This is a genomic window from Streptomyces incarnatus (assembly GCF_001027185.1).
GTDB classification, from domain to species: domain Bacteria; phylum Actinomycetota; class Actinomycetes; order Streptomycetales; family Streptomycetaceae; genus Streptomyces; species Streptomyces puniciscabiei.
The window spans coordinates 3,548,995-3,561,146 of record NZ_CP011497.1 but is presented as its reverse complement, the minus strand read 5'-3'; the positions used below and the strand labels follow the sequence as shown (position 1 = coordinate 3,561,146).

Annotated in this window: 15 protein-coding genes and 2 pseudogenes; 13 read left to right on the top strand and 4 right to left on the bottom strand. The window is 69.6% G+C overall.

What is annotated here, in order from left to right:
* Window positions 1-122: 122 nt before the first annotated feature.
* On the bottom strand, window positions 123-2,168 hold the full coding sequence (locus tag ABB07_RS15820; protein WP_208899311.1) for a glycosyltransferase family 4 protein: 2,046 nt from the start codon (window positions 2,166-2,168) through the stop codon (window positions 123-125).
* A gap of 178 nt (window positions 2,169-2,346) precedes the next feature.
* On the opposite strand from ABB07_RS15820, the gene ABB07_RS15815 reads away from it, so the two are divergent.
* Window positions 2,347-3,027, top strand: a complete 681-nt coding sequence (locus ABB07_RS15815; RefSeq protein ID WP_208899310.1) for a serine/arginine repetitive matrix protein 2 — start codon at window positions 2,347-2,349, stop codon at window positions 3,025-3,027.
* 27 nt (window positions 3,028-3,054) lie between these two features.
* Here ABB07_RS15815 and ABB07_RS15810 read toward each other — a convergent pair.
* Window positions 3,055-3,457, bottom strand: a pseudogene (locus ABB07_RS15810) (ATP-binding protein).
* Between the two features lie 23 nt (window positions 3,458-3,480).
* On the opposite strand from ABB07_RS15810, the pseudogene ABB07_RS15805 reads away from it, so the two are divergent.
* The 6 genes and pseudogenes from ABB07_RS15805 to ABB07_RS15780 all read left to right on the top strand — a co-directional run.
* A pseudogene (locus ABB07_RS15805) lies at window positions 3,481-3,669 on the top strand (transcriptional regulator); the annotation flags it as partial.
* Window positions 3,670-3,795: 126 nt separating this feature from the next.
* Window positions 3,796-4,461 carry a hypothetical protein gene (locus tag ABB07_RS15800; protein ID WP_208899309.1) on the top strand — a complete coding sequence of 222 codons (666 nt, stop codon included), beginning with the start codon at window positions 3,796-3,798 and terminating at the stop codon, window positions 4,459-4,461.
* Window positions 4,462-4,617: 156 nt separating this feature from the next.
* Window positions 4,618-5,004: a hypothetical protein gene (locus ABB07_RS15795; protein ID WP_244189376.1), complete on the top strand. Its 387-nt coding sequence runs from the start codon at window positions 4,618-4,620 to the stop codon at window positions 5,002-5,004.
* 46 nt (window positions 5,005-5,050) lie between these two features.
* Window positions 5,051-6,400: a hypothetical protein gene (locus ABB07_RS15790; protein WP_208899307.1), complete on the top strand. Its 1,350-nt coding sequence runs from the start codon at window positions 5,051-5,053 to the stop codon at window positions 6,398-6,400.
* A gap of 26 nt (window positions 6,401-6,426) precedes the next feature.
* A complete protein-coding gene (locus tag ABB07_RS15785; protein ID WP_208899306.1) occupies window positions 6,427-6,924 on the top strand; it encodes a hypothetical protein in 498 nt (165 codons plus the stop codon).
* Between the two features lie 2 nt (window positions 6,925-6,926).
* A complete protein-coding gene (locus tag ABB07_RS15780; RefSeq protein ID WP_208899305.1) occupies window positions 6,927-7,391 on the top strand; it encodes a hypothetical protein in 465 nt (154 codons plus the stop codon).
* A 254-nt stretch (window positions 7,392-7,645) separates the two neighbouring features.
* Here ABB07_RS15780 and ABB07_RS15775 read toward each other — a convergent pair whose 3' ends face one another.
* Together ABB07_RS15775 and ABB07_RS15770 are read right to left on the bottom strand one after the other, a co-directional pair.
* The gene (locus tag ABB07_RS15775; protein ID WP_208899304.1) at window positions 7,646-7,825 is read right to left on the bottom strand and encodes a hypothetical protein; all 180 of its coding nucleotides are present in this window, start codon (window positions 7,823-7,825) and stop codon (window positions 7,646-7,648) included.
* A 187-nt stretch (window positions 7,826-8,012) separates the two neighbouring features.
* On the bottom strand, window positions 8,013-8,261 hold the full coding sequence (locus ABB07_RS15770) for a hypothetical protein (protein WP_208899303.1): 249 nt from the start codon (window positions 8,259-8,261) through the stop codon (window positions 8,013-8,015).
* 655 nt (window positions 8,262-8,916) lie between these two features.
* Between ABB07_RS15770 and rpsJ the strand changes: the two genes are divergently transcribed.
* Genes rpsJ through rpsS form a run of 6 tightly spaced genes read left to right on the top strand, consistent with a single transcriptional unit; the run spans window position 8,917 to window position 12,135 of the window.
* Entirely contained in the window at window positions 8,917-9,225 is a 309-nt protein-coding gene (gene rpsJ, locus ABB07_RS15765) for a 30S ribosomal protein S10 (RefSeq protein ID WP_003948644.1), read from the top strand.
* Window positions 9,226-9,241: 16 nt separating this feature from the next.
* Window positions 9,242-9,886, top strand: a complete 645-nt coding sequence (rplC, locus tag ABB07_RS15760; protein ID WP_014674369.1) for a 50S ribosomal protein L3 — start codon at window positions 9,242-9,244, stop codon at window positions 9,884-9,886.
* 8 nt (window positions 9,887-9,894) lie between these two features.
* Complete coding sequence (rplD, locus tag ABB07_RS15755) at window positions 9,895-10,545, top strand: 50S ribosomal protein L4 (RefSeq protein WP_189994128.1); 651 nt, start codon at window positions 9,895-9,897, stop codon at window positions 10,543-10,545.
* Window positions 10,545-10,964: a 50S ribosomal protein L23 gene (gene rplW / locus ABB07_RS15750; protein ID WP_055706469.1), complete on the top strand. Its 420-nt coding sequence runs from the start codon at window positions 10,545-10,547 to the stop codon at window positions 10,962-10,964. The genes rplD and rplW overlap by 1 nt, the downstream gene beginning before the upstream one ends.
* A 40-nt stretch (window positions 10,965-11,004) precedes the next feature.
* Window positions 11,005-11,841, top strand: a complete 837-nt coding sequence (rplB, locus tag ABB07_RS15745; RefSeq protein WP_055706470.1) for a 50S ribosomal protein L2 — start codon at window positions 11,005-11,007, stop codon at window positions 11,839-11,841.
* 12 nt (window positions 11,842-11,853) lie between these two features.
* Window positions 11,854-12,135, top strand: coding sequence for a 30S ribosomal protein S19 (gene rpsS / locus ABB07_RS15740; protein WP_023547380.1), 282 nt, complete (start codon window positions 11,854-11,856; stop codon window positions 12,133-12,135).
* Window positions 12,136-12,152 lie beyond the last annotated feature (17 nt).

The window sequence follows — 12,152 nt, the reverse complement described above, 5'->3', positions numbered from 1 at the left end:
GGGGAAGACTGCGGTGATGTCGAGGGGCCGGGGCGGCGTCGTACGCGTCATGACCGTTCAGGCTCCGGGCCCCTCTGGCAGGGCGGCCCGGAGCGATGGCCCGGTTGCCCCGGGCGGGACCGTTACGGCAGGTCGACGGCGTTGACGGACAGGCCGTTGTCGACCGTGTAGTACGGCCGTACCCGGGCGCGTCCGCGCGGGGTGTCCTCGAACACCGTGACGGGGTACACGTACACCTTCTTGCGGTCCTTGACGTCGCCGAACCAGCCGCCGACGCGCACCGGTTCGGTCCGGCCGGCGACGCGGACCGACAGGTCCCACAGGTCCTGCTCCGCGTGGTGGTGGCGGGCGACGTCCGCGCAGCTGACGCGGGCGTGCAGCAGCCCGTCCCCCGCGCGGTGCCAGGACGGCTCCAGGACCGGGGCGTCGGCGCGGCCGCGGTGCCGCAACTCGACCCCCTCGACGTCGGCGCCGGTCCCGAACAGGCGCACCGTCACGCCGATCTCGCCGCCGTCGATGTCGATGCCCTGCACCTCGGCGTGCACATCGGCCTCACGGGTGCTCAGCGCGACGAACCCGTCCACGGTCGTGTACGGCAGCAGCGCCCGCACCGGGGAGAGCTGCGGCTCGGGCCGGAAGTCCATCAGGCCCCGCAGGTCGAGCAGTTCGCTGCGCAGCCGCTTGCGCGGCCCCTTCGCCGGAGCGATCCACAGGTCCCACACCGCGTTCCCCAGGGGCAGCGTGCGCTCCACGGGAGCCGAGAGCCGGCCGCTGTCGTCACGGACGAGCGGCACGCGCAGGGTCGTACGGTCCTCGCCGCCGCGCCTGATCAGCAGCAGCTCGCCCTTGTCGACCGGCGCGGTGGGCGCCGTCACCACGCGCAGCGAGCCGTCCGCGCCGGCCTGGACGGACCCGCTCATCGGAGCCGGCGCCGACGACGCGGACGGCCGCGACCCCGCCGCCGGCGTCTCCGCCGTCCGGTCGGCGCGGGTGCGCAGCAGACGGCCCCACAGCGAGGGGCGGACGGGCGCGGCGGCGGAGCGGCCGGCACCGAGCTCACGGAACAGCTCCTCGTAGCGCACGGCGACCGCGGCGGGGTCGAACCGCTCGGCGTTGCGGCGAGCGGCGGCACCCATCGCGGCCCGCGCGCCCTCGTCGTCGATCAGCCGCAGCAGGCCCGCGGCGATGGAGTCGACGTCTCCCGGCGTGACCAGCAGGCCGTCCTCGCCGTCGCGGATGATCTCACGCGGGCCGAGCGGGCAGTCGGTGCTCACGACCGGGACCCCGCAGCGCATCGCCTCCACGATGGTCATGCCGAAGGACTCGCTGTCCGAGGTCACCGCGGCGATGGAACCCTTGACCCACTCGGCCTCGATCGGCGAGGCGAGCCCCATCAGATGGACCTGGTCGTACAGACCGAGGTCATTGATCAGGGAGCGCAGCTTCCCGCGCTGGCCGCCGTCGCCGTAGATCCGCAAGCGCCAGTCGGGGTGCTTGGCGGCGACCTGCGCGAAGGCCTGCACGAGCAGGTCGTACCGCTTGACGACCGCCAGCCGGCCCGCGGCGACGACCGTCTTGGCGGCGGGGTCGGCCGGGGAGACCGACGGCGCGGGGACGCTGTTGGGTATGGAGACGATCGGCAGCCCCGGAATGGCCATGTCACTGCGGTAGTTGGCCGCATCGGCCTCGGACACCGTGACGAATGCGTTCAGGCGTGCGTAGGCCTTCTTCAGGTCCGCACGCAGGGCCTCCGAGTGCGAGGCGAGCGTGATGTGCTCCTGGCCGATGCGCAGCGTCCGGTCGCCGCCGAAGCGGGCGACGTACACGTTCAGGCCGGGGCGCGTGCCGATGAGCACATCCGGGCTGTTCCGGCGGAAGTGCGCGGCGGCCCGCTCGTCCGTCACCGTGCTGTACTGGTGGTAGCGGGCCTCGGCGGCGGGGAAGACCCTGGCCGGTACGGACCGGTCCTTCTCGGGGACCTCGCGCGTGTCGATGAGACTGGTCAGCCTGATCCGCGGGTCCACGGTGAACAGCGGTGCGTCGGTGCTCTGGAACACCGACACGATCTCCACCTCATGGCGCTCGGCCAGGGCCGTCGCGAGATTGATCGTCGTCCGGTTTGTCCCACCCAGGCCATACACATTGTGGATGAGGAACGAGATCTTCACGCAGTTCTCCGGCTTTGTGGCATGGGTGGGGCCCGCCGACGAGTCGGGCTCAGACCGTCCGCAGGGCAGTCATACAGTATTCACACATTTTCCATACCGTTTACAAGGGCTTAGAGGTCTCGAAACGAACAGGAGCCGGCCGGGGCCGGTCGCGGCGATTGCCGTACCATGCGCCCCTGTGGCGATACAGAACCCGTACCCGTGGGGCCCTCCTTACGGCGGCCCGCCGCCTGCGCCGCCGAACATCCCGGCGAAGGTCCTGCGACCCCGGCGCCTCTGGTATGTGGTGGCCGGGCTGCTGGGGCTCGTCCTGGCCGGTGCCGGTGTCGCCTTCATCGCGGTGACGCTGAAGAACACCGTGGACTCGGTCGACACCGCCCACAGCTTCTCCAGCGGCGACTCGCGCACCTTCAGCTTCGTCCAGGGGAAGACCAAGGCGATCTACGTCTCCCAGTCCGGGCCGGGTCACGTCGACTGCCGGATCCCCCAGATGCGGTCCGGCTCGATGACCCAGCCGTCCAGCTCCTTCCGCGTCACCGCCGGCTCCCGCACCTGGGAGCGCGTCTTCGAGGTGAAGCCCGGCAGCACCGGCAGCTACACCCTCACCTGCACCTCGGAGCTGCCGGCCGAGTTCGCGCTGGGGGACAAGCCCCGGGTGGGGGCGTTCGTCGGCAACGTCTTCGCGGGGATCGGCTGCTTCGTCGCCGCGTTCGTCACGGCCGCGACCATCGCCGTCGTCACCGCCGTCCGCCGCCACCGCCACCGCCGCCGCCTCACCGCCACGTGGACCGCCCCACCCCAGTGGGGCCCACCCCCCTCAGGCCCCGCCCCATGGCCTCCGGCCGGCCCGGTGTCCTAGCGCGTCGCGTGCCCGTGGCCGGCTCTCTCACCTTGGGGCCGGCATGGTGATCTCGGCCCACACGGTCTTGCATGGCAGCCTGCCCGGCGCGGCACCCCAACGGTCGGCCAACGCCGCCACGAAAATCAGCCCCGTCCCGACTCGCCCTCGCCGCCCGGGAGTTGCCTCCGGGGCAGGCGGTCCCCGCGCCTGTCGGTCACCTCGATGCGGAGGGCGTCGCCGACGACGTGGAGGGTGACCTGGAAGCTCCTCCCGGGCACACCGCCGTGGGTCGCCGCGTCGGCCACCGGCTCGGCCACGTGTGCTGCGCCGCGACCAACGTGAGTCCGGACGCGCGGAGTTGCTCGATGGCGAGGAGCCGGGCCAGACGGGCGTGACGAGATCGAGCCCGTGGCGCAGGCGGGGGAGTACGCGCGAGCGCTGCTGCCAACCTGGCGGCCGGCCCGCAAGCCCATCGCCCGGTTGCCGCCCGTGGAGCTTCAGGTCATGCCAACCACCGACGGTGACTTCGCGGGCCGCCCGGTCTCGAACCCCAGGCAGCTCCGGGTCCTCGACCTGCGCTATGGCATCATGCGGGCTCAGGCGCTCACGCCCGAGGAGTCTGTGGTCTTCATCGAGCAAGCACTGTGGGCTCGGCGATAGGTGTGCTGCCGGCGGTGGTGGGGCTCGCCTTCGTAGCCGTACGGCCGTCGCCGCCGCTGGACCGGTTTCCGGGCGGTCACCGCACCTCCTCCGCACCGCTGCCCGCCGAGACGGCGCTGCCCTCGAGTGCCCCGGGGTGGGGTCGACCACGCCGGACCACCCACCCGCAAGGACCCCTTCCGCGGCTCGCCCGTCCAGCGATGGGCCGAGGGGGCGGACGCCATCGAGGTGCCGGCCGCGAAGGCCGTGGGCGGGATGAGCCGGCAGGACGTGGCCCTCGCCCTGCGCCGTACCAAGGAGTTCCTGGTCGGCACCAACCTGGACTCGGCCGTGCTGCCCGGCGGGCAGTCCGACGCGGCGCCGGCCCTGCTCGACCCGCGGCAGCCCACACACTGCCCGACCTGCGGCGCTCGCTGCGCACCCCGGACCGGGCCCACGACCCCCTGGAAAGCTGCGGGTACACGCGGACTACCCCTTCGTCTGCCCGCTGGTCCGGGCCGGCGGAAAGGGAGACCGCGATGTCGTGGCACGGACGATCACCGCCGCGACCTGACCACGGTCCTGCTCGACCCGCACGAGTGGATCGCGACCGAGGGCAAGCTCAACGTCCGGTCGTCCGACAGCGAGTTCTACAACAGCGAGCGCGGCGGCTACGACGGCTGCTACCACCCGATCTTCCCGGACCTGAAGCAGAACGTCGGCGGCATCGTCGCGGGGACCGGCTGCTTCCTTGCCACGTTCGCCGTGGCGGCGACCGTCCTCGTCGTCGGCCTGCGGGTGCGGTGGCGGTGATCGCTAGGTCGGCAGCGCAACTGCCCCCGTCTACAGGATATTTGTTAGCGTGATACGCCAACGCGCAACGAGCGGACGGGGGTTGGCATCGTGGCAGGAAAGGCACATGGCGACCAGCACATAGCCGAAGGATCGGCTGGACAAGGGGCCGTCGGGATGCGGCTCAACCACCTGCCGGACGGCCCTGGTGGCGGCGGGCCCACGGGCGGAAAGCCGGACCTCGCGTCCTCGCCCGCCCAGAAGCGGGCCGCGGCGAATGCGATCGAGCAGCACATCGAGCCCGACACCAAGAAGGCGGGCGATGCTGCAAAAGACCAGACGAACGCGGTGGTGAAGGCATTCGACGCGAAGGACGGCAGCGGATGGCTCACCTCCGGCGCGGTGAGCAAGGCGTACAAGACCTGGGGTGAGCAGGTCCAGAACCTGATGAACCGGCTGTGGTCGGAGAAGTCGGCGCTGCGTGGGGCCAACAGGGTCTTCACCGGGACGGACGCAGGAGTCGCGGCCGGAGTACGGACGTCGTCTTCGCTGGACGCGTACTGATCCAGCCGCCGTCGGAAACGCCATCGCTTCACTCAACGGGGGACTCATGCCGACGTACCACGAGATTCTGACGACCGATCTCTCCACGCTCACCACGGCCGCCGAGCACTGGGACGGTGTGGCCAAGGACTTTCATACGCAGGAGACCGCCTACCGCCGGGACGTGTACGGGATCTCCATGGGGCCGGCGTGGCAGGGTATGAGCGCCACCGTCGCCAACGGGCATTTCGACGTCACGCTGAAGGAGTTCCAGAAAGCCCGGACCGAGGCAAAGGCCATCGCCTCACTCTTCCGCGACGCGCACACGCAGTTCATGGACCTGCGCAAGAAGCTCGAGTCGGCCAGGGATGACGCCATTGCCCAGGGGATGAAGGTGTCGGACCAGGGCGTGGTCTCGTATGACACCGGGAAGCTCAGCCCGGGGGACCGTCAGGCACTGGCACACGACCCCGACTATCAGGACAGCATCCGTAAGTCCGTTGCCTCGTGGCAAGCGCTCATCGACCAGTGCGTGAAGAACATGGATGACGCGGACGCGGGCGTTGCGATTGCCTTCCAGGCCGTCGTGATCGACTCTGACACCAGCGACGGCACAGTCAATGGCTTCAACGGCAAGGCGCAGGGAGACATCAAGAAGTACGACGCCGAGGCTGCAGCAGCGGCCAAGGAGGCCCGTACGAAGCCCGACGGCTGGCACGCCAAAGGCAAGACCAAGTTGACCGGGCCCGACGCAGGCTTCTCCGTCACCACTGACCCCAAGTACGGCAAGGAGGGGTCCGTCAAAGCGTACGCCGACCTCTTCCACGCGACCGCGGACGGCACCCTGACCAACGGAGACTTGAAGCTTGCCGGGGTGGTCGACGGCTATGGAGGAGCCAGGGCCACCGCGAACTACGGATTCAACAACAAGGGCGTCGTGGGCAAGGCCGAGGCATCCGTCGGGCTGCGAGGATTGACTGAAGGCCGGGCTGAGTACGGTCCCTACGGCAGTCTCTATGCGCGGGCCGACGGATTCGCCGGTGCCGAGGCGGGGGTCAACGCCAAGGTGACCAAGGACGAGGTCACCGTCGGCGGGAAGGCGTTTGCCGGGGCGAAGGGAAGCGTAGCCGGGGGTGGCGAAGTCGCAGGTATCGGTTTCGGCGCGACGGCCGAGGGGTGGGCCGGTCCCGGTGCAGAGGCCTGGTGGGGTTACAAGAAGGACGACAGCGGGGCTTATCACCTCGGCGGTAAAGCCGGCGTCTCCCCGATCCTGGGCGGCTCGGTGGGATTCGAGATCACTGTTGATCCACACAAGCTGAGCAAGACCGCCGACGCCGCAGCCGATGCGCTGGGTGACGCGGCTGAGAAGGTTGGCGAGGGATTCAGCTCCGTCACCAACGTCGCCAACTGGCTCTGACCTACTTGCCCAGAAGGAGGGCTGCAATGCCCGCGACACTGCCAACGCCCATCGAGTTCCGGTTGCCGGAGGGCTGGCTCCCAGCCCGTTCGGAAGAGTCCGATGCTGCTTGTGTGGCCTTCGCTGCGGTGCATCCGCAGCCGGATGCCGGCTTTGCCGCAAACATCACCATTGATGGCGAAGCGGTGCAGGACCCGGTGACGCTGACCGACCTCGCGGACGAGTCGGCCGAGCGCCTGCGTGAGGTCGCCGAGTCGGTGGTCGTGGCGCACCGCCGCGAGGTCGGGACAGCCGACGCGCCCGCCCTGACGCAGCGGCTGACCTTCTCGGCAGTTGTCAATGGGACGCATCGCGACCTCGTCCAGTCACAGGTCTACTTGTCCCTGCCGGACGTCGGGGAATCGCATAAGCATGCGGTGATCCGGTTGACTCTGACCGCCTCCGCGTCCCAGCACGACGATGTCCTGGGGGATTTTCAGGGCTTCGTCCGCACGGTTCGCCCGGATGCCCCGGCGGGTGCCTGAGGATGGGACGTCTCTGGGAAAGACTGACCGGCACCAGGCACCCCGACAGCGGTGTCGCACCGCTGTCGGCGACGGAGGTCCGGGCCGCCCTGTTGGCACTCAATGGACCGGATGTGCCGTACCGCGTGCGCAACGCTTCCCTTGACGAGAAGGCCGATCTCGTGGCGGAGTGCACGGTTCGGCGGATGGGTGTGAGGCTCAGGACGCGGATGCGCCTGATCCCGGAGAAGCGGGAAGTGCGCTCTCTGGACGAGCGGTGGGAAAACCGTTCGTCCGGTCAGGCCAATGCGCAGTACGGCCGTGGGCACGCGCCGGCGGTCTACCGGCAGTGGGAGATGAAACAAGGCCCCGACGGCCGTCGGCACAAGGTTGAAGCGTTCCGCTTCGACACGCGGGAGATGACCGATCCCCTGCAGAATGCCGTCCTTGGCGCCGGATGGACCTGGCGGGGAGTGTTCCGGCTCTGATCGGCGGGTGAGCCGTCGGCGGGGCGTTCGCCCCGGTCGGCGCCGCGGCGGGGGTCAACACGTCCTCGGCTCGCCGTGCACTCCGCCGCCTGGACCGCGTTATCGGGTATGCCGCCGAGCGCCGGCGGCCCACACCACCAGGCCCAGCCTCAGCAGCGCGGCCCCCCGTTGCCGGGACGGCAACCCACCCCGCCGATGCGGTATGCCGTGATGCCCAGGGCCGGAGCCCGTCGCGCCGCCGAGGTAGTACGACGTCATGCAGACGGATGCGAACCGGGCGGGAGGGGCGGTGGGTCGTAGACCACGCTCATGGTGAGCATGTGGGCGGCATGGACGACGGCGTCCATCAGCAGGGCGCCGGCCGCCGGCCAGTGCAGGCTGTGACCGCCCGGCCACGTCGCCGCGAACGCGATCACACCCCACAACAGCAGCACACCGGTGGCCCCGCCCTGTGGCCGCTGTCAGCGCGTCGGCCCGCCGCCTTGGCCGCGATCGCGCCTGCGGCGCCGACCAGGGAGAACAGCCCGATCGCAGATGATCCCCAGCCGTAGTGCGGTCCGGCCGGCCGGAATGCCGAGGTCGCCCAGAAGACGCTGAAGGCCGCGAAGCAACACGCCCCGATCAGTGAGCGTCGGCGCAGCACCGGCTCGGTGGCGGCCGGCCGCAGCGTGGCGGCGAGCTGGGTGCCGTGTCCGGGAGACACGTCCGGCGGAGACGGCGGCAGCACCGTACGAGGAGCTGGGCCACGGCCGCCGGCGTGCCGGACGCGGCCAGGGACACCGCGCGCCGGCCGAAGGCCCCGCTGAGCAGCCCGGCCGCCGTGCGGGAGAGCAGGATGCCGAGCAGGATACCGGTGAGCAGGGTCGCCATCGCCCGGACCAGCGCAGCCCCGGGGACGTCGGAGGCCGCGTGCGGGATGAGGACCCGGACGACGACCGCCCCGGCCCGCGGCGAAGCCCCCGCTCAGCAGTGCCCACAACGAGGGTGTTGCCCCCGACTGGAGCACTTCGGCGGTGGCCGTGCCGAGAAGGATGCCGATCAGGCGGACGCGCGCACGGCCGCCTCGGCGTGCTCCTCGTCGGACTCGGCGGTCTCCTCCCCTGCGTTTGACCTACGTCACCATGGGGGTATTCTCTCCGCCCCGATTGGCATCCGCCCCGCCCCATATGGCAGACTGTCCGAGTTGCTCGGTCGAGTGTTGATGCTGCGCGCCTCCCGCCGGGAGGACCGGAAGCGAGTCCCACAGTACTCGTCGTCCTAACTGCCACCACGGCAGCACTGGGGCGGACGTACGGGAATCTTCCGGGAAGCGTGGGCGCGGCACCGGCCAGGCGCCCGGTGGGCCCGAGGTCCCCGGTCCGCGGTTCCGGAAGGGCCGTCGTAATCCCCGCAGGGATGTTCGAACAAGGGACATCTGTGTCAGCGGGAGCGCGACACGCCCGACCGCGTGGGTCGGAGAAACGACGGCAGCAGAAGGAATCCGCCGGGTGTCAGAGCGTAAGAGAGACAGGACTACTGAGTAGCCATGGCGGGACAGAAGATCCGCATCCGGCTCAAGGCCTACGACCACGAGGTCATCGACTCCTCGGCGAAGAAGATCGTCGAGACGGTGACCCGCACTGGTGCGTCGGTCGCGGGCCCGGTGCCGCTGCCCACTGAGAAGAACGTGTACTGCGTCATCAAGTCGCCGCACAAGTACAAGGACTCGCGCGAGCACTTCGAGATGCGCACGCACAAGCGCCTGATCGACATCCTCGACCCGACCCCCAAGACCGTTGACTCTCTGATGCGACTCGACCTGCCGGCCGGTGTCGACATCGAGATCAAGCTCTGAGGCTGGTGGGCTGAGAATGGCTAAGCAGATCAAGGGCATCCTGGGCGAGAAGCTCGGCATGACGCAGGTGTGGGACGAGAACAACCGTGTTGTTCCGGTCACCGTCGTCAAGGCCGGCCCCAACGTCGTGACCCAGGTTCGTACGAACGACGTCGACGGCTACGAGTCCGTTCAGATCGCCTTCGGCGAGATCGACCCGCGCAAGGTGAACAAGCCCCTCAAGGGCCACTTCGCCAAGGCCGACGTCACCCCCCGTCGTCACCTCGTCGAGATCCGCACCGCGGACGCCTCCGAGTACACGCTGGGCCAGGAGATCACCGCCGAGGTGTTCGAGGCCGGCGTGAAGGTCGACGTCACCGGCAAGAGCAAGGGCAAGGGCTTCGCCGGTGTCATGAAGCGCCACAACTTCCGTGGTCTCGGCGCCGGGCACGGCACCCAGCGCAAGCACCGCTCGCCCGGTTCCATCGGTGGCTGCGCCACCCCGGGCCGCGTGTTCAAGGGCCTCCGCATGGCGGGTCGCATGGGCAACGAGCGGGTCACCACCCAGAACCTGACCGTCCACGCCGTTGACGCGGAGAAGGGTCTGCTGCTCATCAAGGGCGCGGTTCCCGGTCCGAACGGCGGCCTCGTCCTGGTCCGCACCGCGGCCAAGGGGGCCTGAGGTAACCGATGAGCACTGTTGACATCCTTTCGCCGGCGGGCGAGAAGGCCGGTTCCGTCGAGCTCCCCGCGGAGATCTTCGACGCCAAGGTCAGCGTTCCGCTGATCCACCAGGTCGTCGTCGCGCAGCTGGCCGCTGCCCGCCAGGGCACGCACAAGACCAAGACCCGCGGTGAAGTCCGTGGTGGTGGCAAGAAGCCGTACCGCCAGAAGGGCACCGGTCGCGCCCGCCAGGGTTCGACCCGCGCGCCGCAGTTCGCCGGTGGTGGCGTCGTGCACGGTCCCGTGCCGCGTGACTACTCGCAGCGGACCCCGAAGAAGATGAAGGCCGCCGCCCTGCGCGGTGCCCTCACCGACCGGGCGCGTCACAACCGCATCCACGTCGTCTCCGGCGTGGTCGAGGGCCAGATCTCCACGAAGGCCGCCAAGAGCCTGTTCGGCAAGATCAGCGAGCGCAAGAACCTGCTCCTGGTCGCCGAGCGCTCCGACGAGGCCGCGTGGCTGTCCGCCCGCAACCTGCCCCAGGTCCACATCCTGGAGCCGGGCCAGCTGAACACGTACGACGTTCTCGTCTCGGACGACGTGGTCTTCACCCAGGCCGCTTTCGAGTCCTTCGTCGCCGGCCCGAAGGCCAACGACACCGAAGGGAGCGAGGTCTGATGGCCATCCGTCACCCCGCTATCGCCTCGAAGGCCGCCAAGGCCGCCAAGGCCGCGCGCGTCGCCAAGGCGCGCCGTCACGCCGCCGAGGGCAAGAACACCGTCGAGACCCCGCTGAGCAAGTCCTTCACGGACCCCCGTGACGTGCTGCTCAAGCCGGTCGTCTCCGAGAAGAGCTACGCGCTCCTCGACGAGAACAAGTACACGTTCGTCGTCGCCCCGGGCGCCAACAAGACCCAGATCAAGCAGGCCGTCCAGGCGGTCTTCGACGTCAAGGTCACCGGGGTCAACACGATCAACCGCCAGGGCAAGCGCAAGCGGACCCGCACCGGTTTCGGCCAGCGTGCCGCGACCAAGCGCGCGATCGTGACCCTCGCCGAGGGCGACCGTATCGACATCTTCGGCGGTCCGACCGCCTAAGGGCGGTCCGGATCGTCCGATATCGGACGAGGACTGAGAAATGGGAATCCGCAAGTACAAGCCGACTACGCCGGGCCGTCGTGGCGCCAGCGTCGCCGACTTCGTCGAGGTCACGCGGTCCACGCCGGAGAAGTCGCTGGTCCGCCCCCTGCACAGCAAGGGCGGCCGTAACAACGCCGGTCGTGTGACCGTTCGCCACCAGGGTGGCGGACACAAGCGCGCCTACCGAGTGATCGACTTCCGTCGTCACGACAAGGACGGCGTGCCGGCGAAGGTCGCGCACATCGAGTACGACCCCAACCGCACCGCGCGCATCGCGCTCCTGCACTACGCGGACGGCGAGAAGCGCTACATCCTCGCGCCGCGTGGCCTCAGCCAGGGCGACCGCGTCGAGAACGGTCCCGGGGCCGACATCAAGCCGGGCAACAACCTGGCCATCCGCAACATCCCGGTCGGTACGACCCTGCACGCCATCGAGCTGCGTCCGGGCGGCGGGGCCAAGTTCGCCCGCTCCGCCGGCGCCTCCGTGCAGCTGCTCGCGAAGGAGGGCGCCTACGCCCACCTGCGCATGCCCTCCGGTGAGATCCGCCTGGTCGACGTGCGCTGCCGCGCCACCGTCGGCGAGGTCGGCAACGCCGAGCAGAGCAACATCAACTGGGGCAAGGCGGGCCGCAAGCGGTGGCTGGGCGTTCGCCCGACCGTCCGTGGTGTGGTCATGAACCCGGTTGACCACCCGCACGGTGGTGGTGAGGGCCGGACCTCCGGTGGTCGCCACCCTGTGTCCCCGTGGGGCAAGAAGGAAGGCCGTACTCGTTCGCCCAAGAAGGCGTCGAACAAGTACATCGTCCGCCGCCGCAAGACGAACAAGAAGCGCTAAGGACGGGTTGAGATGCCTCGTAGCCTGAAGAAGGGGCCCTTCGTCGACGACCACCTGATCAAGAAGGTGGACGCCCAGAACGAAGCCGGCACCAAGAACGTCATCAAGACCTGGTCCCGCCGCTCGATGATCGTCCCGGCCATGCTGGGCCACACGCTCGCGGTGCACAACGGCAAGACCCACATCCCGGTGTTCGTCACCGAGTCGATGGTCGGCCACAAGCTCGGCGAGTTCTCGCCGACGCGCACCTTCCGGGGTCACGTCAAGGAAGACCGGAAGTCGAAGCGCCGCTAGCAGCGGATCGCATTCAG

Bases quoted from the DNA above. Each gene is read 5' to 3' on its own strand.
- ABB07_RS15795 (WP_244189376.1), top strand. From the start codon at position 4,618: ATGCGGCTCAACCACCTGCCGGACGGCCCTGGTGGCGGCGGGCCCACG.
- ABB07_RS15790 (WP_208899307.1), top strand. From the start codon at position 5,051: ATGCCGACGTACCACGAGATTCTGACGACCGATCTCTCCACGCTCACC.
- ABB07_RS15785 (WP_208899306.1), top strand. From the start codon at position 6,427: ATGCCCGCGACACTGCCAACGCCCATCGAGTTCCGGTTGCCGGAGGGC.
- ABB07_RS15780 (WP_208899305.1), top strand. From the start codon at position 6,927: ATGGGACGTCTCTGGGAAAGACTGACCGGCACCAGGCACCCCGACAGC.
- ABB07_RS15770 (WP_208899303.1), bottom strand. From the start codon at position 8,261: ATGGCGACCCTGCTCACCGGTATCCTGCTCGGCATCCTGCTCTCCCGC.
- rpsJ (WP_003948644.1), top strand. From the start codon at position 8,917: ATGGCGGGACAGAAGATCCGCATCCGGCTCAAGGCCTACGACCACGAG.
- rplC (WP_014674369.1), top strand. From the start codon at position 9,242: ATGGCTAAGCAGATCAAGGGCATCCTGGGCGAGAAGCTCGGCATGACG.
- rplD (WP_189994128.1), top strand. From the start codon at position 9,895: ATGAGCACTGTTGACATCCTTTCGCCGGCGGGCGAGAAGGCCGGTTCC.
- rplW (WP_055706469.1), top strand. From the start codon at position 10,545: ATGGCCATCCGTCACCCCGCTATCGCCTCGAAGGCCGCCAAGGCCGCC.
- rplB (WP_055706470.1), top strand. From the start codon at position 11,005: ATGGGAATCCGCAAGTACAAGCCGACTACGCCGGGCCGTCGTGGCGCC.
- rpsS (WP_023547380.1), top strand. From the start codon at position 11,854: ATGCCTCGTAGCCTGAAGAAGGGGCCCTTCGTCGACGACCACCTGATC.